At 41.6% G+C, this 22,005-nt stretch carries 18 protein-coding genes; 1 reads left to right on the top strand and 17 read right to left on the bottom strand.

The window, feature by feature from the left end; all coding sequences use genetic code 11:
• The 7 genes from tssJ to MNY66_RS05475 all read right to left on the bottom strand — a co-directional run bounded on the left by tssJ (position 1) and on the right by MNY66_RS05475 (position 8,820).
• Positions 1-522 (bottom strand): type VI secretion system lipoprotein TssJ, encoded by a 522-nt coding sequence (tssJ, locus tag MNY66_RS05505; protein ID WP_241501635.1) that lies wholly within the window; start codon positions 520-522, stop codon positions 1-3.
• A gap of 46 nt (positions 523-568) precedes the next feature.
• Positions 569-1,651: a type VI secretion system baseplate subunit TssG gene (gene tssG, locus MNY66_RS05500; protein ID WP_241501634.1), complete on the bottom strand. Its 1,083-nt coding sequence runs from the start codon at positions 1,649-1,651 to the stop codon at positions 569-571.
• Positions 1,615-3,384, bottom strand: a complete 1,770-nt coding sequence (gene tssF / locus MNY66_RS05495) for a type VI secretion system baseplate subunit TssF (RefSeq protein WP_241501633.1) — start codon at positions 3,382-3,384, stop codon at positions 1,615-1,617. The genes tssG and tssF overlap by 37 nt, the downstream gene beginning before the upstream one ends.
• A gap of 72 nt (positions 3,385-3,456) precedes the next feature.
• Positions 3,457-6,840, bottom strand: coding sequence for an ImcF-related family protein (locus tag MNY66_RS05490; RefSeq protein WP_241501632.1), 3,384 nt, complete (start codon positions 6,838-6,840; stop codon positions 3,457-3,459).
• Positions 6,833-8,056 (bottom strand): hypothetical protein, encoded by a 1,224-nt coding sequence (locus MNY66_RS05485; RefSeq protein ID WP_241501631.1) that lies wholly within the window; start codon positions 8,054-8,056, stop codon positions 6,833-6,835. The genes MNY66_RS05490 and MNY66_RS05485 overlap by 8 nt, the downstream gene beginning before the upstream one ends.
• A gap of 1 nt (position 8,057) precedes the next feature.
• Positions 8,058-8,321 carry a PAAR domain-containing protein gene (locus MNY66_RS05480; protein ID WP_241501630.1) on the bottom strand — a complete coding sequence of 88 codons (264 nt, stop codon included), beginning with the start codon at positions 8,319-8,321 and terminating at the stop codon, positions 8,058-8,060.
• A gap of 28 nt (positions 8,322-8,349) precedes the next feature.
• Positions 8,350-8,820, bottom strand: coding sequence for a hypothetical protein (locus tag MNY66_RS05475; RefSeq protein WP_241501629.1), 471 nt, complete (start codon positions 8,818-8,820; stop codon positions 8,350-8,352).
• A 540-nt stretch (positions 8,821-9,360) separates the two neighbouring features.
• Between MNY66_RS05475 and MNY66_RS05470 the strand changes: the two genes are divergently transcribed.
• Positions 9,361-10,469 (top strand): IS3 family transposase gene (locus MNY66_RS05470; protein ID WP_395351331.1). Its coding sequence is split into 2 segments (ribosomal slippage): positions 9,361-9,613 and positions 9,613-10,469, totalling 1,110 coding nucleotides; the frame shifts between segments, so codons are not numbered across the junction.
• A 159-nt stretch (positions 10,470-10,628) separates the two neighbouring features.
• Here the strand turns inward: MNY66_RS05470 and MNY66_RS05465 are convergent.
• The 10 genes from MNY66_RS05465 to tssK form a co-directional block, all read right to left on the bottom strand.
• A complete protein-coding gene (locus MNY66_RS05465; protein WP_241501628.1) occupies positions 10,629-10,814 on the bottom strand; it encodes a hypothetical protein in 186 nt (61 codons plus the stop codon).
• A 55-nt stretch (positions 10,815-10,869) separates the two neighbouring features.
• On the bottom strand, positions 10,870-11,676 hold the full coding sequence (locus MNY66_RS05460) for a hypothetical protein (RefSeq protein WP_241501627.1): 807 nt from the start codon (positions 11,674-11,676) through the stop codon (positions 10,870-10,872).
• Between the two features lie 208 nt (positions 11,677-11,884).
• On the bottom strand, positions 11,885-12,325 hold the full coding sequence (locus MNY66_RS05455; RefSeq protein WP_241501626.1) for a hypothetical protein: 441 nt from the start codon (positions 12,323-12,325) through the stop codon (positions 11,885-11,887).
• 60 nt (positions 12,326-12,385) lie between these two features.
• Positions 12,386-12,760: a DUF4087 domain-containing protein gene (locus MNY66_RS05450; RefSeq protein ID WP_241501625.1), complete on the bottom strand. Its 375-nt coding sequence runs from the start codon at positions 12,758-12,760 to the stop codon at positions 12,386-12,388.
• A gap of 38 nt (positions 12,761-12,798) precedes the next feature.
• A complete protein-coding gene (locus tag MNY66_RS05445) occupies positions 12,799-13,521 on the bottom strand; it encodes a hypothetical protein (protein ID WP_241501624.1) in 723 nt (240 codons plus the stop codon).
• On the bottom strand, positions 13,518-16,493 hold the full coding sequence (locus tag MNY66_RS05440) for a glycoside hydrolase family 19 protein (protein WP_241501623.1): 2,976 nt from the start codon (positions 16,491-16,493) through the stop codon (positions 13,518-13,520). The genes MNY66_RS05445 and MNY66_RS05440 overlap by 4 nt, the downstream gene beginning before the upstream one ends.
• An 18-nt stretch (positions 16,494-16,511) precedes the next feature.
• A complete protein-coding gene (locus MNY66_RS05435) occupies positions 16,512-16,967 on the bottom strand; it encodes a DUF3828 domain-containing protein (RefSeq protein ID WP_241501622.1) in 456 nt (151 codons plus the stop codon).
• A 12-nt stretch (positions 16,968-16,979) separates the two neighbouring features.
• Positions 16,980-19,337 (bottom strand): type VI secretion system Vgr family protein, encoded by a 2,358-nt coding sequence (locus MNY66_RS05430; RefSeq protein ID WP_241501621.1) that lies wholly within the window; start codon positions 19,335-19,337, stop codon positions 16,980-16,982.
• Between the two features lie 49 nt (positions 19,338-19,386).
• Positions 19,387-20,040 (bottom strand): type VI secretion system protein TssL, short form, encoded by a 654-nt coding sequence (gene tssL, locus MNY66_RS05425; protein WP_241501620.1) that lies wholly within the window; start codon positions 20,038-20,040, stop codon positions 19,387-19,389.
• A complete protein-coding gene (tssK, locus tag MNY66_RS05420; RefSeq protein ID WP_241501619.1) occupies positions 20,037-21,386 on the bottom strand; it encodes a type VI secretion system baseplate subunit TssK in 1,350 nt (449 codons plus the stop codon). Before tssK ends, tssL begins: the two co-directional genes overlap by 4 nt.
• Positions 21,387-22,005 lie beyond the last annotated feature (619 nt).

Raw genomic sequence — 22,005 nt, 5'->3', positions numbered from 1 at the left:
TTAATCCTTTAACGGTAACAATCTCAGCCAGCCATCACCCAATTCAATCACGCGTGGCTTATCAGCATCTAAGTCTTCACGGTTAATCACCAGTCGCCAGGTATTTTCTGATAAATCGGGATTGCGAAACATGCCAAGTACCGCGACAAATTGTGTCTCTTTTTCAAGGGGCTCATTAAGGAAAACTTGCCCTTGAGGCATCACCATGACCGAAGTGGCATTGAGGGTGTCTTTTTTTAAGATCTCATCCGATTGCGTTAATAGTGCTTGATACATCGCCCCTTCTACTGTTTTTTTGTCTTTAAGTTGATACACCCACACCATGGTAGCCAGCGGAGTTTGGTCTTCATCGGCATTCAGCCCAGAACGCGGGGTGAAATCTAAGCGCAGTGTGGTAATTTTTTTATAAAGAATTGCGTCTTTCATGCTGACTGTGCCTTCTTTTACCGCCTGTGCGAGCCCACAGCCTGCGAGTATCCCGCACAAGCAAATCACCATGAGTTTTTGGCTAATGTTTTTCACGGATGTGATTTTCCTTTCATGGGTTTTATCCCTCATTTGTTCACGCTTATTCAAAACGATAATCCCCTTGCTCGGCTTCAGGTCGTCCTGCATGTTCAATACCGTGGTAACGCCCTAGATTGACTGTCAAGAATTGGCGATTGTCACTGAGTTTGCCGTCCTTTAATCCTAATAGCCCTGTTCGCCCTAATTGAATACGAGACGTTTTTTGCAAACGAGGCTCAGGTAATACCCTGACAGGGACAGTCAGTTTTAAACGTGCATCACTGCGATAACCCAAATACACCCGCAGCAGTACTAACAGATCCGTATGCAGGTGCCCCCCCGGCAACCAGCCTTGTGCCTCTTGGGGATGGTGTGTGGTGAGGGAGATAAGAATTCGGCTTGTGGTGTCGCGGGCGGTTTTACCCAGTGTCGCCCGCGTTACCAATGAAACACGCTGATAGCGAGCTAAACTCGTTCGTTCGTCGACGGGGACTTTAACGATATCGTATTCATTAATTATCGCTTGGGTATTCGGTGCCAGCAAAGAGATCAGTGCTTTAACGCCTTCACTGTTGCGCGTGGGTAATCGCATGGTGCTTAGCAGGGCCAAAAAGCGTGATATCGGCGTGGCGATCCTCTCCGCACTGCCGGGGATCCCCAAGCCAATCAATCCTAATAAACATTGGGAGGTAGCATCCGTGCCACCAGCCTCAAACGTCGCGGGATACGCATATTTGCGCCAGATACGGTAATACTGGGTAGTGATCCGGTGGTTGAAAATATCCAGAAATTCGGTTAAGGCTTCCGTCCCGTCATGCCCTTGCGCAATCTCATCCAAATAGCTTGTGGGCAATGGGGAATCCACACCATACAACCCTAAAAAGTTGGTGCGAACGGTCAGTGGAATATTGGAATTATCGGGATTTTTTTCGACGGTTCTCAGCTCTCCCGCCGGAAAGCCCATCCCAGGCCAAGGCCGGAATCGAACCGGATCGTCCTTGATATCATTCGTCTCGCCCAGTAATGGCGATTGAGGCGCGGCTTTTTCCAACAATTGACAAAAGCGGTAGAAATTCGCACGCCAAATCGTCGGCTCAATCTGCTCTATCAGCCGGGTACGTGTTGACTGTGATTCTCTTTCCATCTCAGACGCTTTCCTGTGGGTTGAATAACAATAGTTAATTGGTTAAACAGGTGGATATCCGCATACAGTGAAAAGAAGCGCTGAAGCATTTCGCCAAATAAATTGATATCTCCCTCACCTGCGAAGTTATTGCCGTTTAGCGTGATTTCAATATCGACCCCACGCATCATGTAGCCTTGTTCGAATCGGCGTATGAGTGTGTGTTTGACCCCCACGATCGCTTCCAGTCGGCGACGATTCATTTCATCATCGGTCCAATCGTACAAGGCTAAAGTGCCACGAAGCACTTCCGGGTTATCCATCATGCTTAAAAAGTTAGATCCCAGATGGCTCATGACCCGCCAGTGAAAACGGTCGTTCGCAGGCGGATATAACGGAATGGTGGGCGAGGTAAGATTACGGACATTGACGGGCACTTTACCGGCCTTTAACACACTGTCTAACACCGTACTTTCAAGGGCTTTACGGGGGAGTTGCCCGTTGGTGCCGGTTAAACGGATGGATAATAATTCAGGCTTTTCCGAAAGCTGAGCCAGTTCAAATTCTTTTCCGCCTAAAATAAGCCACGTATCATACAGTCCGGAGGGTCCTCGTTTAATCCGCGTATGGAAATAGCGTTCGGGCGAATCGTGGCGCATCATGCCCCCACGATGACGAAAGCTGCTAAACGGCACGTATTTGGGTTTACCATTTTTAATCGAGCCGTGTATGCTGTCCACGCTGTAGATTTCGGTGTGACCGTCTTGTAAGCGCAGAGGACGAAGCTGGTATTCATTCTCCAGCGGATTGACAGTTAACGGATCCCCCTCTAACGGAAACAGATTGATGACCGGCGCACAATGCAAGCGGAAATTGTCAGTTTCAAAAGGTAAGTCTGCCGACCAAGTTTCGCTGAGCACGATATCAATTTCAAACCAGGTCGTCGTTTCCGTAAATTTGGCTTTCTCCAATCCCTGTAACGCCACAAACATAAATTTATGGCGGAAGCTGAAGTATTCCAGCAATAACTGATAGCCACTAAACGCGGTATCCCCTTTCGGCCATAAATTGTCGTCATCGGAAAAGCCCATCGGTTTAAACCAACCGTCAAAAGGAATACGCTCCTCGTCTGTCTCTGCATGGCGAAGATACATGCCATGCACTTGGCGCGTCATCGCAAGGTGTAATGCAGAACTGATCGGTGCATCGGCACTGAGAAAAATCGGCAGGCTATCAAGGTAGGTTTTCGACCAATCGACTTTTTCAGGGCAGGCAAAACGTAATCGAATGGTGGAGCGCCCGTTCGGTTCGGTCTGTAATTGGGCGTTGGCAATAGAAAGTGGGCGTAATAATACGTCTTGCGTAGTACGGTATTGGCAACGCGTACGTTGAGCGCTGATCGGTCTTGATACCACCCCAAATCCTGCGGGTAGGCATTCAGCTTGGCGTAAATGTTGCCACTCGGGCGCAAATTCAACAATAGACAGTGACGGAATAGTGCGCAAATAATGAGGCCACAGTAAGCTTACCAGCCCTTCTGTCAGTTCAGGCAGATCATCATCCAATTTTTCCCGTAAACGCCCCATCAAAAAGGCAAACCCTTCAAATAAACGTTCAACATACGGGTCGTTCGCGCCAGGTTTATCTAGATTGAGCATGGCCGCTCTATCAGGGTGCGCATTGGCAAATTCTTTACCCGCTTCTTTCAGATAACGTAATTCAGCTTCGTAATAGCGTAGCGTCAAATCATCCATTTTAGGACTTCCTAAAACCAATTAAAAAGTGAAAATAGCGGAGGCTCTTGAGCGAGCCTCTCATAAGTTAAGTCAAAGAGGATCAATTAGGTCATTCACCGCATCGGGTGTGTTCAGAAAGATTTTTTCCGGTAAACGGAATTGTTGGAGTTTTAATAAGGCTAACGGCCCATTATCGAGTTCACTGCGTAAAATAAACCGTAACGTTTCGCTACCTTTAGTGCGCCACACCAGTTGATAACGGCTGCTGTCGAGTTGCGTGACTTCGGCTTGCTCTAATAACCGCATCAGTCCCCAATTACCTTGATAGTTTGCATAAATTTGCATTCCCGAACGCACACTTTGCCAGTTAAGCGTCACGCCCGGATAATAACTTTCTCCCGGCCAGATAAAGCTTTTCCAACTTTCCATCTGGTTAAAGTAATTCAACTTTTGACCATCAAGAACAAGCTGAACTTGAGCAACACCTTTGGAAGGTCTCGCCATCAATTCAAAATGAATATTGGCATCCCCTTGTGCAAAAACAATGTCAGAAATATCTGCTAATTGATTGATGGCTTTGAGGAATTCAGGGTTGATAGTTAAGCCTTGGCTCATAGAAGGGTCAACTACCCAGCGGTTGCCTTCTTTATGAACAATGCCCCCCAGATTGGTTTTGATAAATTGATCTATACGCCCTGAATCACTGCGTAAGAATTGGGCGAGTAACGGCAATGAGGCATCACTCCCTGTCGCTTTGAATGGGTAACGCCCGGCAAACGCTTTATTCCATTGTGCCACGATAGTCGTTTGCCAACGGGTGTTAAGATTATCCGCAGCGGGAGACAAGATTTGTCGCCACGCTTGTTCTAACGGCTGCACAAACAGAGACTGCCCAAAGCTGTTCCACTCTTGTCCCAAACTGGCTGCCACTAAGTTGCTGTAATCCAAGGTATCGGTTAAATCGATGGTTTTACCTTGAAACACCGTTTGTGCTAACATTTTCGCCATCGCTTGCGGATCGGACGCATTACTGACTTGCTGCAGTTTCAGACGGACTTGGGTGACCCGTGCCAGCCACGATTGGAAACTGAGATTGCCATTTCTCCCTATACCGTCCTTACCTTCCATCATTTCAAGGAGCGGGCCAAATACGTCATCCAGCGGGCCTTTTGGCGCTTGGTTTTGTTCAATAAATTGTTTAACTTGCTTTTTCTTGTCTAACAATTTCACCGCAGAATCCACAATATTATCGGCGAGCGCCTCCGTTTTTTTCCCCGTCTTACCTTGCCACGCTAAGGTGTTCATCAACGCTACCAGTGGGGATTGACGTACATCCGCTAACACATTCAGCTGCGCAATTACTTCCGATAATGAATCCGCTTGGTGCCATTGAATACTGTTGATCATATTGAGCCAACTGTTTCCGAAGTCCACGAAGTAGCGTTCTGTGAGTCGGGCTTTTAGGGCTTCAGGTGAGACCTCGTTATCCACCGTTTGGGTCTTATCGGTTAATACCCAGTCGATTTCATTACGGCGTTTATTGACTACCTCATCGATGGCAGCTTTGACTTGTTCTTCCCACGCTTGACGGGTAAATACGCCAGGGACTATTTCATCGGTGCTAAATAACAGTTGGGCATCGGTATCACCAACCAACTCCATTAAGGTTAAATCCGGCCAATTACTGGCAACTTGTTTTAAGACTTCTTGATACAGACCCGCTTCTGCATTTTGTTGACCGATTTGTTTTAGCAAAATCTTACGCGTGGTGTTCACTAAAGTCATATCGGGCTTTAGGGCTAATTCAGGATGCTGGGGAAGATTGTCTGCCCAGAACTGAAACAGGGAGGGGGCGAGATGCTGCCATTCACTTTTTAAGATATCTGCACGTTCTGGCCAAATCGTCAACAGATGTTGTTTTAGCCAAGCGGGATCAACGTGATCGGTTGAAGCTAACATCAGATAAAGCTTTAAAGCATTATAGGCTGGCTGTGTATTTTGTTCCCGTTCACTGCTCGCTGGCGGTAATGCGATATACGCCGCTAATTGTGTTTTTAGCTCCTCCATCGTCGCGGTTTTGATTAACGCCAGATGGTTTTGTGTATATAACGGCCAAAGCATCGCTAACGTTTGGCTATCTTGATTTAATCCAAAGCGGGTGTACCACGGTGCGCCGTGCATCTGACGGTATTGGAGGCGAGCCAGATATTCTTGCAGTACATACTGATTTTTCAAGCGTTCCCCGAGAGGAACTTGTTTATCTACGGCAATGTGAGCGGTTTCTTCTGCATGCCGGATAGAGGTTTGGTTCACGATGAATGACGTGATTGCGCCCGCGCACCAAAACAACAATACCGCAAGAACGGTAACCTGAGCGGCTTGCCTTGCATTCCAGCCTAATTTTTTGACTTTGAGGCCTGATGGGATATTGAAAAAGGTTTGCCAGACAGGCGAACTCCCAAGCGCATTAAGCTGACGATGAGAAAAGCGTTGCTCTGGGCTGAGGATCGCCCCTTGAACCTGTAATGCCGCAGGCCCTTTCATGATGTGTTGGAGTAACGCGCCCAGTTGAGATTGAAGTTGCTTTTGTAACAGCTCACTGACACGTAATAGCCAACCCTGCTGAGGTGATTGCAATAGCGCTGCCATGCCCGCTTCTCGCAAAGGTGTTGTTAAACGAGTTAAGTCCGCGATAGCGTGTTCAGGTGTAGCACCTGACTGAAAAATAGCCCCAATCGGCGATATTGAACCGCTTTCTTCCGCCCATAGCTGCTTGTCAATTAACCATAACCAAACAGGGACACGCCAGCCCAGAGATGCATACAGTCGCTGATGGCAGCGCAGAACGTTATCGCGCTCAATCTGAGTGGGCAGTGATGGTAAGTCAAACACAAGAACGCAGCCCTCTAATGGACGCGCGGGGCTCACAGCTTGAATGGAGGCAAGGTATTCCTCGGGTAAATTTTGCTCCGGTGCACCGCCGTAAAATAACACTACGCCTTCATTTTCTTGCCAGCCTTCTTGTTTTAATCCCGGTGTCGCTCGTTCAATTTCCGCATCTTGCCCCTGCACTAGCAATAATTTGACCTTACGTCGCCAAAAACGACCATAGCGTAATCGAAGATGTTCTTGTACCATTGTGGCATCAATGACCGCCTCGCCTTGCTCATCACCGAACTCAAGCACAGAGGCATTTTGTGATAATTGCTGTTGCTTATTTTTACCCCATTGAACATACAGCCCTGATTTTCCGGAAACATCAAATAGTTTTTCGGTGATCCACCCCAACAGCAAAACAAAGATAGCCACCAAACAGCTCACGGTTAAAATGCGGTCGCTCTCATACGGGCCTAATACGAGTGATGAGGCCATCGATTCAGGAAAGGCATAAAACAAGAAAGCCACAATAATCACTAAAAAAATCAACACGACGGCGGTGGCACCCATCACTGTTTTTACTTTCACCTTAGACATGCGTTGCGCTTTCCTTATTATTGTCTGTTTGGCGTGAAATCACCGTTATCCAAATGTCGTCATTTTCTCGTTGAGGTTGAACTGCGATAAGCTGCGCGTTGGGAGAATTATCTTGATTTAAACTGGCGTCGGCCAAGGCAGTGGCTATCCAAGGCGCCGTTTTTCCTGTATTCCCTAAAACCGGATCAATCATTTTATTGGCCTTAGTCATGCTAAAGTGCAACTGATTCTGTTCGCAGGCTTGGCTCCATCCCCCGCCTTCGTCAATATCTTGCCCGGCAACCCACGCTGCGGTTATCGTTTCAGGAGAGATGTTCCCCCAGAGTATGGCTTGTGATAAGCCGTGCGACAGATTGCCTGGGTGACTTTTTTCTGGACGATGAAAGCGAGTTGCACAAGGGATATCGCGGGATGGTCGATTACTCAGTAGAATACAGCCAATCGCCTCACCGTCATCATTCACAGGCGTCGAGTTATAGCCAATAGATACAATCAACAATAGGGAAGGAATATCCCAACGGGTATCTAACCATGCGTCAATGGTCTCCAGTCCCTGCCCCGGTATTAAGCGAAAGGTGTTTGGGCTTTGTTTTTTTAAGGTATCCAGCAGGATTGGCTCTGCTTGTCGTTGTAAATCATTGTCGATTTCTAACACGCAGTAACAAGGGATATCATCAGGGATTTTTTGTAATATCGGTTTAATTTTTACCGCGATGTTATTGATGCAATCGGTGAGCATCAACGTCGAGTCTGGCTGGTCAAACACCGCTAAAGGCGCATAACGAAGAGGCTGAGAGCCTGAACGAGAAGGTTGCAAAGCCACAATGGGAACCGATTTATTGATGGCATCGAGGTTGCGACTCGCACCTTGTCCCGCAGGAGTCTCGATATAAGCGTCCAGTAAATAAGCAAATCGTTGACCACGTTTGATTTCAGATTTAATCAGTGCTTCGCGTTCGCTATTCCACGTGCTTGCAGAAACTTGCTGCATCTTATACGCCATCCGCCGAGCACCGAAGGCTAACCCCCAACCACAAATAGGTAACCCCACGGCGGTAAACCAAAAAATAAAGCCGGTTCTGTCTTTTGTCCAAAACCATAAGGTCAGCGCAAAACCCATAAATAGGATAATCAACAATGCCACTAACCAGCGGCGTGAATTGGGACGAGGCACTTTCGCGGCAGCAGGCGGAATGGTATTGAGCCAAACCGGCATATCAGCCTACCTTGGCAGGTGAAAAGGAGCTGATTAAGGTGCAGCCACAACCGCATTTATGCCCCTGAAAAGCAACAGGGATACCGTTGTCGAGGTAGTTAGGGTTCCCTTCAATAATGGTGGTCGGGCCGTGCCCTTTTTTCGGGCAAGAAACCTGATCGCCTTTACGAGCCACACCAATACCGCCAAATTTCATGGTGTCAGAGCCTGTTAGCACGGTGCCACCGTGAGTGGTTGTATCGCCTTTTCGAATAATTTGTTGCATGGTTTTAGTCCTTTAAGAATTCAACTGATTAGTAGCCTGTTTCTTCAATAAGCAGTAAGTGCGTTTGTGTCTTCATTTCTTCAAATAAATAGGTTGATGACTCCATTTCTTTTTCCGCAACTATTTTAACTCTCTTGTCAGTCATCCATTGATAATCGAAGGTTTCATAGCCTTTCGTTTTACTCTCGATTAGATAGCTTAGATTTTTAGTTGGCAATTTATTTTTAAGTCCGGCATGTCGATAATCATCAAGGTTTATCAATGTTATATAAGCTTGTGATAGGGTTTGGTTAGGAAAATAACAGGTATATTCTAAAGTACCGTCATATTCCTTTCCTTCGTCTAACTGTCGGCAATAGGATGAAAATGTTGCATTCTTTGATTGAAGTTGCTTTGCTTCAAAATTATGATTATTAGCAAAAGCTTGTAGTGGAAAAATTAATATAAAAAGAGTCCGGATAAATTTTTTAACGATAAGGTAATGATTTCCTGCATCCATACTTAATTAGTTCACTTCAATTATTTGACATTGGTTATATTTAATTGCGTTATGAATTACAATATAAGCTTTTACTCAACTATAGAGAATTCACCATTAGAGAATGAATAATATGATTTTATTTTTTATTATCATTAGCTAAGTTCCCCTCGGTATATAATAACCAGCTATTTAAATTGAATTCTATTTTTAAATCATCGATGTAATTCGTTACTAAATACTTATCAGAAAGCATTGCTACAAATAAACCTGAACTAATATCTAAATATAATTAGAAGTTACCTAAGTACCAAATACATAATTACAATTCTTCTTCGCATATCCTAAAATAGGTGACAGTTAAAATAGGCGACAGCAATACAATTCCCCAAATTAGTTTTTGCCTTTGAAGTAATTGATTAAATTATAGGTATATTGCATAGAATATGTTATTCATTTTCATCAGATGGCCCTATCCCTGTTCCTGTAGGGGTTGTCCACTTCCCCTAAAATAAGACAGCTATAATTAGATTTTCTGCCCTAAAATTTGCAGAGGTCATGATGAAAAAAGCTCGTTTTACTGAAACTCAAATCGTTAATATTTTAAAACTCGCTGATTCTGGTATGAAAGTGGAAGATATTTGCCGCCAAAATGGGATCAGCAACGCCACTTATTATAATTGGAAATCAAAGTATGGTGGCATGGAAGCGAATGATGTTAAACGATTAAAAGAGCTTGAAGATGAAAATGCGAAACTGAAAAAGCTCTTTGCGGAAGTTAGCCTTGAAAACCACGCGATGAAGGAGCTTTTCGCAAAAAAGGGTTGGTAGTGGCTGAAAAGAGATCCTGTGCTCAATCATTAAAAGAGGCAGGCTTATCAGTCATTAAGGCTTGTAAGCTAACGTCGTTGTCACGAGCCACGTTTTACCATCAGCAAATAGATTGGCGTAAAAAAGACCAAGTAGTGATCGATGCCATACAATCTGTGTTAGCGAAATCACCACAATCGGGATTCTGGAAATGCTATTTCCGACTGAGATTTCAAGGCTATCCTTTTAATCATAAACGAGTTTATCGCGTTTATTGTCGATTAGGATTGAACCTGAAACGACGGGTTAAAAAAGTGCTTCCGAAGCGTGAAAAAAGACCATTAGTGATAGAAAAAGTCCCGAATATTCAATGGGCATTGGATTTTATGCACGACAGTTTATATTGCGGTAAGCGCTTCAGAACTCTCAACATTATTGATGAAGGAACGCGTGAATGCTTGGCGATTGAGGTTGATACGTCATTACCGGCTGAACGCGTCATCAGGGTGCTTGAACGTTTAAAAGCCGAAAGAGGGTTACCGAAACAGATCCGAGTCGATAATGGCCCTGAACTCATTTCAGTTAACTTATTGAATTATTGTGAAGATAACCAAATTTTACTGTGCCATATTCAACCGGGAAAACCGCAGCAAAATGGGTTTATCGAACGTTTTAATGGTTCGTTCCGTCGAGAGTTTTTAAATGCGTATTTATTTGAATCATTAAGCCAAGTGCGAGAATTAGCGTGGTTTTGGCTGCAAGATTATAACCAAAATCGAACCCATGAAAGTTTAAATCACCTCCCACCGGAGGCCTATCGTCAACAGTTAGAAAACTCTAATTTAACGTGTCTCAATTAAAGGGGAGTGGACAGGGTCAACCGATTTGGCTCTACCCAACCTTCGATAACTTTACCTTTTTTATCTAAGTACATTAGAAAAGTAAAGTCACTATAGTCAAAGTAAGCGTTCGTAAGATCACCTTCGATTAAGAATAATTTATTTATTTTACAGTTAAAATTAGGCTTTACCCTTACCAATAACCTTGTAACCAGATTGAGAACTATCAATTAAAACTTTTTCTTTATCAGATATATAATCAAGTTTTTCACAGATATTCTCATCCGCATAATTATTAAAAGAAGTTAAAATTAATATCGATAATAGTATTATTTTCATAATTAAGATGTCTTGCCTAGCTTGCATTTTATATGCTCTTATCCATTTAAATAATTAACCTTACTTAAATCCGTATAGAGGACTACGGTTTTTCAGGGTAGTATTCAAATAAAACAGCTCGTATTTTATCCGATGAGTCAAGGCAGAAACTGAGTTTCATATCAAAATATTGGTAGAATCGACACTCATTCTCAGAATTCAATTTACTTTTCGTCCCATATTTTGCAGTGACTGTACTCCAATCATCGCCAACTTTTACACCACGTGCAGTTGCATATTTGCTATCTACAAATGCAATTCCTGATACATATGTATCGTTATAACCGAGTCTTTTCTCAATGATGTCATTTGATTGAGATATGGTGATCAATTCATTTAAAATGGTTAATGTCCAGGATTCAATCCCGTAATTAAAACCGTGGTTTTCTGGCTCAGGAAGCTTTAACCCTGATTGTTTTACCCATGTATTTAGCTCTGGAGTTGCTTTTCCGAGTAAATAGACATTTTGTCCATTTATTCTCCATGCAAAATCTGAGTACGATAACCCATCAGGCTGATCATTATCGGAAACTATATCTTCACTCCGTACCCATCCATCAACAATCGCCCCCTTTTTATTTATATAATTTATAAACGAAAAACCATTTACCTCTCTATATTTGAGTAATTTATCATTCTTTATTAAAAATGAATTTGTTTTACATTCATTTTTTGGCAAAGAAAAAAAATAAACTCGACCATTTGATTGCACCTTTTCGGGGGTTAGATCTTGGTTTGTGTTGTAGGAATAATCGGCGCTGCTTGGTGTGCAACTTATTATGGCATGAGAGTTGAATGTGAATACAAATAGTGATAATAAGATTGTTATTTTTATCTTAAGTTTATTCATAACGTTTACTTACAGTAAAACGAGCCTTTATGGATAATTAGGCTAATAAACTTTAAAAGAAAATGGCAAATGACCACTATCATTTAATTTATTAACACAATCCCTTTATGACATTTCACATCTTATCAAGTTATTGTCATATTAATTTTTATTAACGTAAATTTTGACATTAGCAATTCAATTTATTACACACTTAAATATAAATGAGTTAATGCATGCACCCTAACGCACTCCCCTTATCACAATCTAGAATATTTAATAATTCATCTAATTTATCGATATGTATTTCATTACAATCATAATTATATTCTTTATTAACATTTAAATCTGTCACTTGTAACCCACTATTATATTGACCATCTTCGTAATTTTTATATATTGCATAATCCACATTATTACTTGAGTAAGTAACCCTATAATACTCTGTATTAAACCGAGAATAATGATTATATGAGTAATTTCTTCCCTCTAATAATTTGGAAGAACGTTCAATAAAAATGGAGTTATTTCTTATTGTTAACTTTAAGTCTTTACCAATTAACTCTAAGTTAATTGTTCCATCTTTAGTGGCACATTGAAAGAAAGTTTTACTATTTGCAAAAGTACTTAGAAGCAGCAATATCATAAGAAATAATTTTTTAAATTTCATGATTATTATCACTTGATTTTCAACTAGTCAGGTAATATTAAAGACTCATCACTATTATGTCTAATTGATAAGATGTTGTATTTTTTTATCATCACGGCATTGTTTTATTTTCAGCAGATCAAAAGAGTATATATTTATTATTGTTTTTGATTTATTATCAACTTCTACAGATAAACAGGCACACCTGATACCATAGTTACCGTTAGTGTAAATTATCTCTGAAGAGTCAATAGAATTATCAATAATTTTCTCAATTCCTTCTGATTTTCGTCCTCCTTGCTGAGATATATTCCATTCAGCATCACGATCGATAAGCCAAAGATTTCCTGGTGTAGGATTATCTAACCAGCCACAACGAATTTCTTGCCCCTGCACAGAAAATTGTATAAATAGAAGGAGACATATCAAATAATTTTTTTCATGACAATAAACCATTGTTTAGCCTGATTAATCTGTTAAATTATACTTAAATTTTATTCTTTACTTATTAAAATTTCATTTTTTTTCATCCATTTTATTATATATCTTCCGGTACTAGTTTTATATTTTATTTGAATGAATTCCCCATCATCTGATATATCAACCAAAAAAAATATATCACCTTTAATAAGATATGCATTGGAGATACTGTTATCGTTTGCATTATTGTATAGTTTTGCTTTTTCAATAGTAACCTTCCCAATTAATTTCTTCCTGAGAGAAAGATTATCACCATCTGATAATAATAATTTTTCATATGTCCCATCACTATTAAAATATATTCTTTTCACCTGCCCACACCCAATGCATGAGTCTTTAAATAATAAAACCCATTTATCATCAGGATTGATTTTATATATATCTTCATTCCATCTTCCTTGATCTCTCCAAGAACTAATTAATTTATCAGTATCAATAGAGATATTACATATAGACTCATTAATACCAATTGAGGGAACTGATTCCACACTACCATTATTTATTTTAAATAAAATAGAACATTTATTTATATCACTTTCACTTGTTACAACTAAATATTCATAATTATTTATTTTTTTTATCTCAATATCTCCATACCCACTATCTATAATACTTCTTACTGAACTTGGAATATTATAATTTTCATATTCTGTTGCTGCTTTAACTTCTGCATGACCTGTGCCTATATTAGTCAACACTGTAAAAGTTAAAATTAAATATATTTTTTTTAGAATCATTCTAGCTTCCACTCTTTTTTTATTTTATTAAATATTTGCTTTCTTTCAGCTAATCCATTCCTACCACCGTTAACGGCCAATGTTATAAGTTCTACATTATTTTTATCGTTATCAACTAAAATATTTATATCTCCTTTTGCATTATATTTATTGGAAATACCACCATTTTTTCTCCAGAACCATGCTGAAGCTTTGATCGTATTTCTCATATTATTAGCAACAAGTTCAGGGTACATAACAAAATCATCACCAGTATATTCAGAAAACAATCTATAGTTTTTTTTCCATGTTAATTGAATTAAACCTCGCCCCCTATATTTTGGACCATCACCAACATTGGTATTCTCATATTTTATTGCGTCTTTATGTTTTTCAGGATCATAGCTTGTCCCAGAACCAAATTCTAATGTGGTATCTAAATAGGCTGATTCATGTAAACATTGTGAAAGAAAATGAGCTTTATGATATGGCCCTATAATTTCATATTCAAACATGATTTCATTCAACATGTTAACAAATGTTAGTTTGTCAAATTCAAAAACATTAGGATGATTTTTCTTGAAATTTTCAGCAAATAATCTACCGCCTCTTATTCCTGTAAACCACTTATTTTGATGCCCTAACAATGTTTCAATTAACTCAACAGTAATTTGATATTTTTCTTCATTCTTCAACGCCAGTGCCGCACTAAATGCGATGGGATGCATATGCCACACATTCGGACCTAATTTTTCGCTGGCCACATCTTGCATCCAAACCATACTATCAAGAAACTCTTCGCTGTAAGAACGCCATAGTGGCGCTTCTTCACTCAATATGTTTAGAAAATTTTTCCAGACGCTATCACTTTTCTTGTAATACCAATCACTAGGATGTTTGACTATAGTTTTATTCACGATATGGGAAAACATCGGGTTATGAAAAGCACGTCGGTATTCCTCAGGTGAGTAAGTTTCCTTTTTGTCCGATTTAATCTTATTGATTAATCGCTGATAGTTATGAGCAATAATCCCTTTCTGCGGTACAGATGAACCCGTTATCTCCGCTTTAATTCTTTCATAAACTGAACTGATAAATTCGACTTGGGGTTGTACATAACCATTTAAGTGGTCAAATGCATCTGCATTGGCAACTAATGCGTTAAATCCTAGCTCTGCAAGGTCGTATTGGGAAAGAAACTTTGAGTATTGGGCGATATTGTCTTTAATCAGCTGGTCTTGATGCCCCAGAGTTCCTAACTCATTTTTTTTCTTACCTAAAGCGCCCAAAGTAGACTCTTGTGCTTTTTGTTTATCAATTTCGCTGAGTTCATTTAACGCTATTTTAGGTATTGCACCCAAGTATTCAGGCAATAAATAAAATTCATTGCTATTTTTGTCTTTTTCGACTTTTATTTCACTGAGCTTAAAGATTTTTTCCCACTCAACAATCCGTTCTGTTTTTATAAAATCATCACCTTGCTTATTCCATAGCATTAAACCGGGTAAACATTTTAAATACTGAGGCTTATCATGTCCGACTTTGTCAGGATTTTGCAAAAATTGCGGTAAATTTTCATCGGCACTTATGCACTCAATATGCACCTGATAACGCGAATCAATCCCCTGTTCTTTTGGCGCTTGATAGAAGCCCATATGGCCGATGCTGTCACCTGCTTTAATGGCTATTGGCGTTGTTAAACTGACCACCTTATCAAATTGCATCATCTCTTTAGCTGGACTGGCTAACTGTTTCCACCAACTCGGCTCTATTTCAGGCAAAATATTATTGTTATCTACCAACGCCCAACATTGGTCTCCAACGTTTAATTTTGATGTGCCGGCTAACTTATCAATCGTCACCAAACCATAAAGCCGCCCATTAGCAGCTTTAAGTTGACGTTGGCTATCCTTTTTATCCCAAGCGACGATAGAGCCTTTTGGTAGCGCATCTAATTTATGTTGGTCTTTATAGGCCTGAGTCCCTGCAACTGCTTTCCATTCGGGGGCGTAAGTCGGTAGCTTATCTTGCACAATCCATGTCGGATTGGCTTTATAGGCAGAATACGGTGCCAGATGCATATACAGCGTATAAAAATGCAGTCCACTCTTTTGTGTTTCACCTGGTTGGATATAGTGCCGCACCAATACAAACGAGCCGGATAAATTTAAGCTTCCTGTTTTCCAATTCAAGGGTAAATAATCTTGATTCACTCGATAAGCAACAATTTCACCATCCGCCATACAGCGAATTGCTTGCTTCCCTTTATAGGGAATAGGAAAACTGGCCTTTTCTGTGATGGAGTTTCCACTTAATGCACACCAAGGCGTAGTCGCATTGGTAATATGGATACCGCTATGCCACATTCCATTACGACCCAGCAAGTAATTTCCGGTTGATTCTCCGTTCACATGCGCCATGATTTCATCAAGGTTTGAGAACTCTTGACCACGTTCATTCTTAGGAATGGGATAGACTATTTTTATTAGTTTGGCGCCGGTTTTTTCTTCTTTTTTTTCGTCTGCGGGTTGATTGCCAGCGTAGCGATATAAAACATAAGGTGTTCTTGCGTTACGGTAAGCTTGAGCTGAATAAAAGCCATTCATTTGTTTAAAATCAGAAACCCACTGTTCACCATTAAACATAGCCATATGCCCATCTTTATGACCAGCTATACTTTGAATGACGACAACATCCCCCTTTTTCTGCCCAATTATTGAAATTGAATCGAGAGTAGTATTTTGGGAAGGGTCTTGAACAGCAACAAATCCATTTTCTAGCAGCCATGGCCCATAGTCTTTTGCTGATTCAATACCAGAATTTTTTATTGAAGCGCCACCATAAATTAACGCATTTTTGACGAACCTAGCACAATGCCTTTCACCATATTTTAATGTTTTATCTTTTCCGCTTTGAAATCTTATTAAGTTTTCAGATGCAACTCTATCAGCTTCACTATTTAATAACATTATTGATTTATTTATATCAATCATAGGGCTCTCCAATATTAATTATTTAACCAACTTATTAAAACGCTTAAGAAGAACCACGTTATCAATTTTCCAACCTGATGAGCTTTTCAATAACTTAATTTTATAAGTTGATTTACATGACTCATTACCTAGAGCAAGCTTCATCTTCGCTTTATTATTTAGCATTTCAACTTGCTCTACTTTTATATTTCCCATCCAAAAATCGCAAATATCTTGCGCATCAATATAATAATCCCAATCAATGTCACTTTCGTTAACTTCATTTATTAATCGCTGCGTCACATAAATATTAATAGCGTTGTCACCCATTTCAGTATCACTAGTATTAATCGCTATTAAATAATTATGATAAAAATTTTCAACAACTTGTTCAGGTGATTTTTCTGAAGTTGAACTTTTTATATTTTCATTAGCATTACATGCAAGCGGGAATAAAAATATTACAAAAATAAAAATTTTCATTATCTTTAACATTTTATTATCCTTTTAATCATGCAATGCGCGATTAATAACCAACTTCTGTGTTTCAATATCCGTCACATCAAACTGCAACGTTTCACACGCGATATCAGCCCCCGAGCCAGGCACCACATAATTCGCGGCTTTGATGATGTAATCTCCTGAAGAACCGTGCTCAACCCCTTGACCGCTCAGCTTTAAGTATGAGCCGCCACCGTTAAGGGTCAGGGTTTGCGGTGTCGATATCACAATTTCATCTTCGCTGCTGGTGATAGTGATTTGCTGCTGGGCAAATAAATCCATCGTATTATGTTGCGCACTGATTTCAACCGCACCTTGGTTAGCAATGACTTTCACTTCGTCTTTGTGTGCAAATAGGCCTAAGGCTTTTTCAACCGCAACCGATAGGTTTTGCATGGCACCGATATCAAGATGCTGCCCCGCATTCACCATGGTATTGCCTTGGCTGCTCATTTGAAGGTGTTCACCGGACGTTAATGCAATCCCTTGCGGCGCACTGGCAAGTAATACGGCGGATTGTAACTGCTGCAAGCGAGAATCTAAGAGGTCAATTTGCGATTGAACATCGGCGGCGAGTGCACTGGCTTTTTCCGCTGTTTGAGACAGCGTTTGCATCTGTTGATTCGCTTGCTGGATTTGCTGCACAGCTGGGGTCATATCTAGCACTTCCCCTTGTGCTTTTGTTTGTTCATCTGCACTGATAAACAACCCTTTACCCGCACGAATAGCCCCATGCTCATCTGTCCGCAACTCAAACCCTGCCCCACGTTGTTCACGTTGTGCGTTAACCAAATGACCTAGATTCAATTGGGTTTTGCCGTACTCCGTCGCCAGCTTGATGTGCTCTTCCTGTCGCTTATCTTCCATGCGCAACTTGTTATTGGCCGGCGTTCGCAATACATTGCGAGTATGGTTGTCTCGCGTCACGTGATCGGGGTGTTCGGAGTCATGCTGTGCATAAGCGATATACGGTCGGTCAAGGTCACCACCGTCAAATTGCACCGACACTTCAGTCCCATCCAATAATGGAGCATGCCAGCCGTAAGTATCTCCAGCGTAGGGCTTGGCTAAACGTAGCCATAAATAAGCAAAGCCCGCCTCAGACGACTCTCTATCAAAATCCAACTTAACACGGTAGCGTCCGAATTCATCGAGCCACGCATAGGTATCGCCTTTTTCACTACTTTCCACTCGTGCGGGTAACGTCCCTGCAATGACAGGTCGAGGGAGTAAAGGCGGTCTGAAGCAGAGGGCTTCACGGTAGAGTTGCCCGGTAAACTGCACCTGAAGGCTAGAATCCCGAGCGCCCCGATGGCGAACATGGGTGATTAACACACCGTCTTTCGCCAGCTGAGGAAAGACCCCTGTCATTTCTAAAACTTGTCCAGGTGCCAACATTGGGCTGGTTGAATGCCCTGATACCCATGATTGGGCATTAAGAATGCGTTCATGGCGTAGCTGAGCAAAAAAAGCGCCACTTTCTGGGGTATCAATATCACCGACATTCAAGAAAGGCTCTGCGTAGTGGTACACTTCCCCAGTAGTGACTCCCTCAAAACCTGAAATTGCTTCAGTGCTATCTTGAGGCGTTAATGCCTGATGGTAGTTATAATCACGGGTTGCGACCCCCTCACTAACCACCTGATGCGAAACCTGCAATCCCCAGACACTGTCTTGCCCATTATCACTCAGACCTGATTCATGGCGATAAGGGAGTGACATGCCAAACTGGTAGTGTTCTTGTGTGTCATGGAAAATCACTTTATCCAATTCTAATTGAGTGTCCATTTCCATGCGCCAATAAATACCGACTTCGGCAAGAAGTCGTTGAATAAAGACTAAATCCGTTTCCCGCCACTGTGTAATCAATTCTCTGACCGGGTATTCACGGGAAAGTTGAAACTCAAAGTCTGCCCCTTCCAAACCATGACGGCGCAGTACCTTTTCAACCACTTCTGTCACCGATTGATTTAAATACACTTCACTGCATTTGGTGTACTGAAGTAAGGCAATACGTGGCACTAATATCAAGCTGTACCGAGTTTCATCCGCGGACGTTTTCAGGTGTTTGAATTCACTGATAACCCCATACACCGTTCGTATCGATTGATTAGGAAAACCGGGCAATAATGGGGTTTGATAGGTAAATGCGCCCGACTTGAGTAGCATCTGCTCGGGAGTCATGTGCGCATTGGTGCACGTGACTGTCACTTCATATCGCCAAGGTTGACTGAGGGCTTCTTCAGACTCGAAACTGAGTACATCTAAAAAATCAGTGCAGTCTTGTACCGTTAAATGAAAACGGGCATGCGAAACTGCGTTCTTCACCGTTTGTGTTAATACATTGATGACTGAATTAGGCATATTCTATTCCCTCAGAAATGGACAAGAAGTGAAAGTAAAGACGAGGCGATTACACTGCTGACCACAATTGATTGAGCCACGTTTGACCGCCCCAAGTAATGGCGGTAATACCAATAAGCAACAACGCGGTCCAGAAGCTGAAAGAGCGTATCAATTTCAGGCTGGATTTTTGCTGATGATGGATGACTAATGGAAAAGCAGATTCAGGTAGAGAAATCTGTGCAGAAAGTTTATCTATCAATGATTTCCGCTCGGGACTCAGCGGTTCCATGGTTGCTGTATGGACGTTAAAACCGAGTACCAAGACGCGGTGAAAGCAGGTTAGTACAGTATAATCTGGATGAGTCTGCCCCAGCACTGACCGGATACGATCCCATAATGCGTCCCCTGCATCCAACGATGAAAAATAGCGAGCTTGTAAGGGGGCAACTCGCCAAGCATAGAATGCGTCACCTTCTTCATCACCCCGAGCCAAGAGTTCCATCGCGGTTTTATCCAATAATGCACATTGTGCATAGATAATGTGCTCAATATTCTCGGGAGCGAGTTTTGTTTGGCCCAATGCATTTTTTACAGCATCAATTTGTTGACAGCACGTATCATAAAGAGACCCTGAATCCGGGTCATACCGACCGTATTTTAGCTCAGTCACCGTCAGCCAGGTTTTTGCCATGAGTTTGTCGATATCAATGTATTGGCTCATGAGCGTAATACCGCAAACAGTTCTAACTCTAAGAAACCAAATAAAGAGGGCACATATAGCATGCAAACGCCTTCTTCCAGCATTTCACGCATCTCCGGCGCCTCCATATCCAGCGCAAAATACTGGTTTTCCATGCGCACAGGCAATGCTGCAGGCACTCGGTCAACGGGGGTGAGCGGAATACCATTTAATGCCTTACTATAAAGCGTGTTAACGGTATCGGGCGCACCAATTTTACACAGTGTCGGGAATTTTTTAGCAATTTCCCACGCCGTTTTATCTGAACGGACAGACAGGTAAAAATCGGCTTCCTCTCTGAGTCTAAGATCATGCAATGAGGCTCGCCAGGTTTGCGGATCGGGGTGTGTCATTTCAAGTGCAATTACACGAGACGGCAAGCTGGTTTCCAACAAGGTACTGAGCAAGTCAAACAAAGGCGGGAACGTATTTTCTAGATCGTCATGGATATAGGCAGGAATGGTTGCAAGATCATGCTCTAACGAAAAAGTTAACAAACTCCCCGCCAAGCGTGTTAATTCGGCCCAAATGATTTCAGGGTGGCGTTGTGGGTAGCGTTCATAACTGATGAGAACATTCGCATGAGAGTTTAAAGCGTTTAACAACCAAAATAAGGAAACATCCGCGACGGCGAAATCGGCTAAACGCTCATTGCTTTCACGACGCATGGCCATCAATCGTTGGCAACGGGAGCGTATTTGGCGATTAAGCAATGCTAACCGTTCCTGTAATTCTCGGCTGGCTGAAAATTGCGTCATGGGTGGAATGAATGTTCTGTCTAGTGCCCACCCTCCCTGACCATCACGAGTTAGGCGCGCAATGGGACACGTTTGCCACGCATCATTATTTTCATGTTGAAAACGGACCGCAATATTAAATCGGGCAACCGCCATGGATTCATCATCCTGACCAAACACATCAGGCACATTCACCCACTCTTCCTGATACCGTAATGCGCGTTCTGAAAAAGTCCCTTTTTTTTGCACATTCACAATCCCTGATTGAAGGAGCGGTAAAGCCAGCACCAGCACAAGACTGTCTGTTTGTGATAACGCAGCTGAATTTAACTCTCGCGGCTCAGGAGGGATATCACTGACTTGCGTATCCACCAATGTCCCATCCGGCAACCACACCCGTAATTGGTGAACTTGTAAACGACCTGACGACAAAAGTGACTCATCTAATTCAACTTTTTCGACTCCCCAAGTAAAAGGAGTGGATAAACCGGAAACACCTTGATTTGTAAATGCCTCCCATTGCGCTTGTTGTTGAAATTGTTGTGGGGAGAGCAATGCCCCTTCATTCCATAATGGGCGATAAATTTTCATTCGATGATCCTTTTATTTAAGCAAAGGCAATTGGCGCTGTGACTTTAATCCTAAACAACACGGCGGTGATATTCGGCATTCAATGAAACTTGGAAAGTAAAATATTTCTAACGATTTGATACGCTACCGCCCTTAACCGTCACCCAAGGCCCATAAGGTTTAAATACGCTAATACTGTTCTGACAAATCAATCCGGATTAATAAAAAATGGCACTCAAAAATAACCCGTAGCTCATCAAATGATGAATGCAGTAAATGGGTAGCTTGAAGTTAAACGTCCATATCCTAAATACATCATTCAAATTATAGATATTAAGAAATATTTCAGCAATTAATTTTATAAATTGTTTTTATGTGGCTATAAATACTCATAAAGAGAGTCATTAATCAGCCGAACTGGAAATAAAATGTATTGAGAGGTAATAGGATGAAATAATCTGGAGTGCAAACGAATTTAAGGAGATATGTTGGTGGATTCAATGCTGTATTGTATGTTATCGATAAGAGATGTAACGTAAGGAAATTTAATGGTTATCATCTGTTTGATAGACAGAGAGCATTCCTTGCCTGTTTGTCAATTCGATACTGACTGTCATGAATTGTCTCATTGTCGCGTGAA

It is taken from the genome of Moellerella wisconsensis (genome assembly GCF_022592395.1).
In the GTDB taxonomy this organism is placed as follows: Bacteria; Pseudomonadota; Gammaproteobacteria; order Enterobacterales; family Enterobacteriaceae; genus Moellerella; species Moellerella wisconsensis.
The sequence above is the reverse complement of the archived record's forward strand: the minus strand, read 5'-3'. Positions and strand labels throughout refer to the sequence as shown.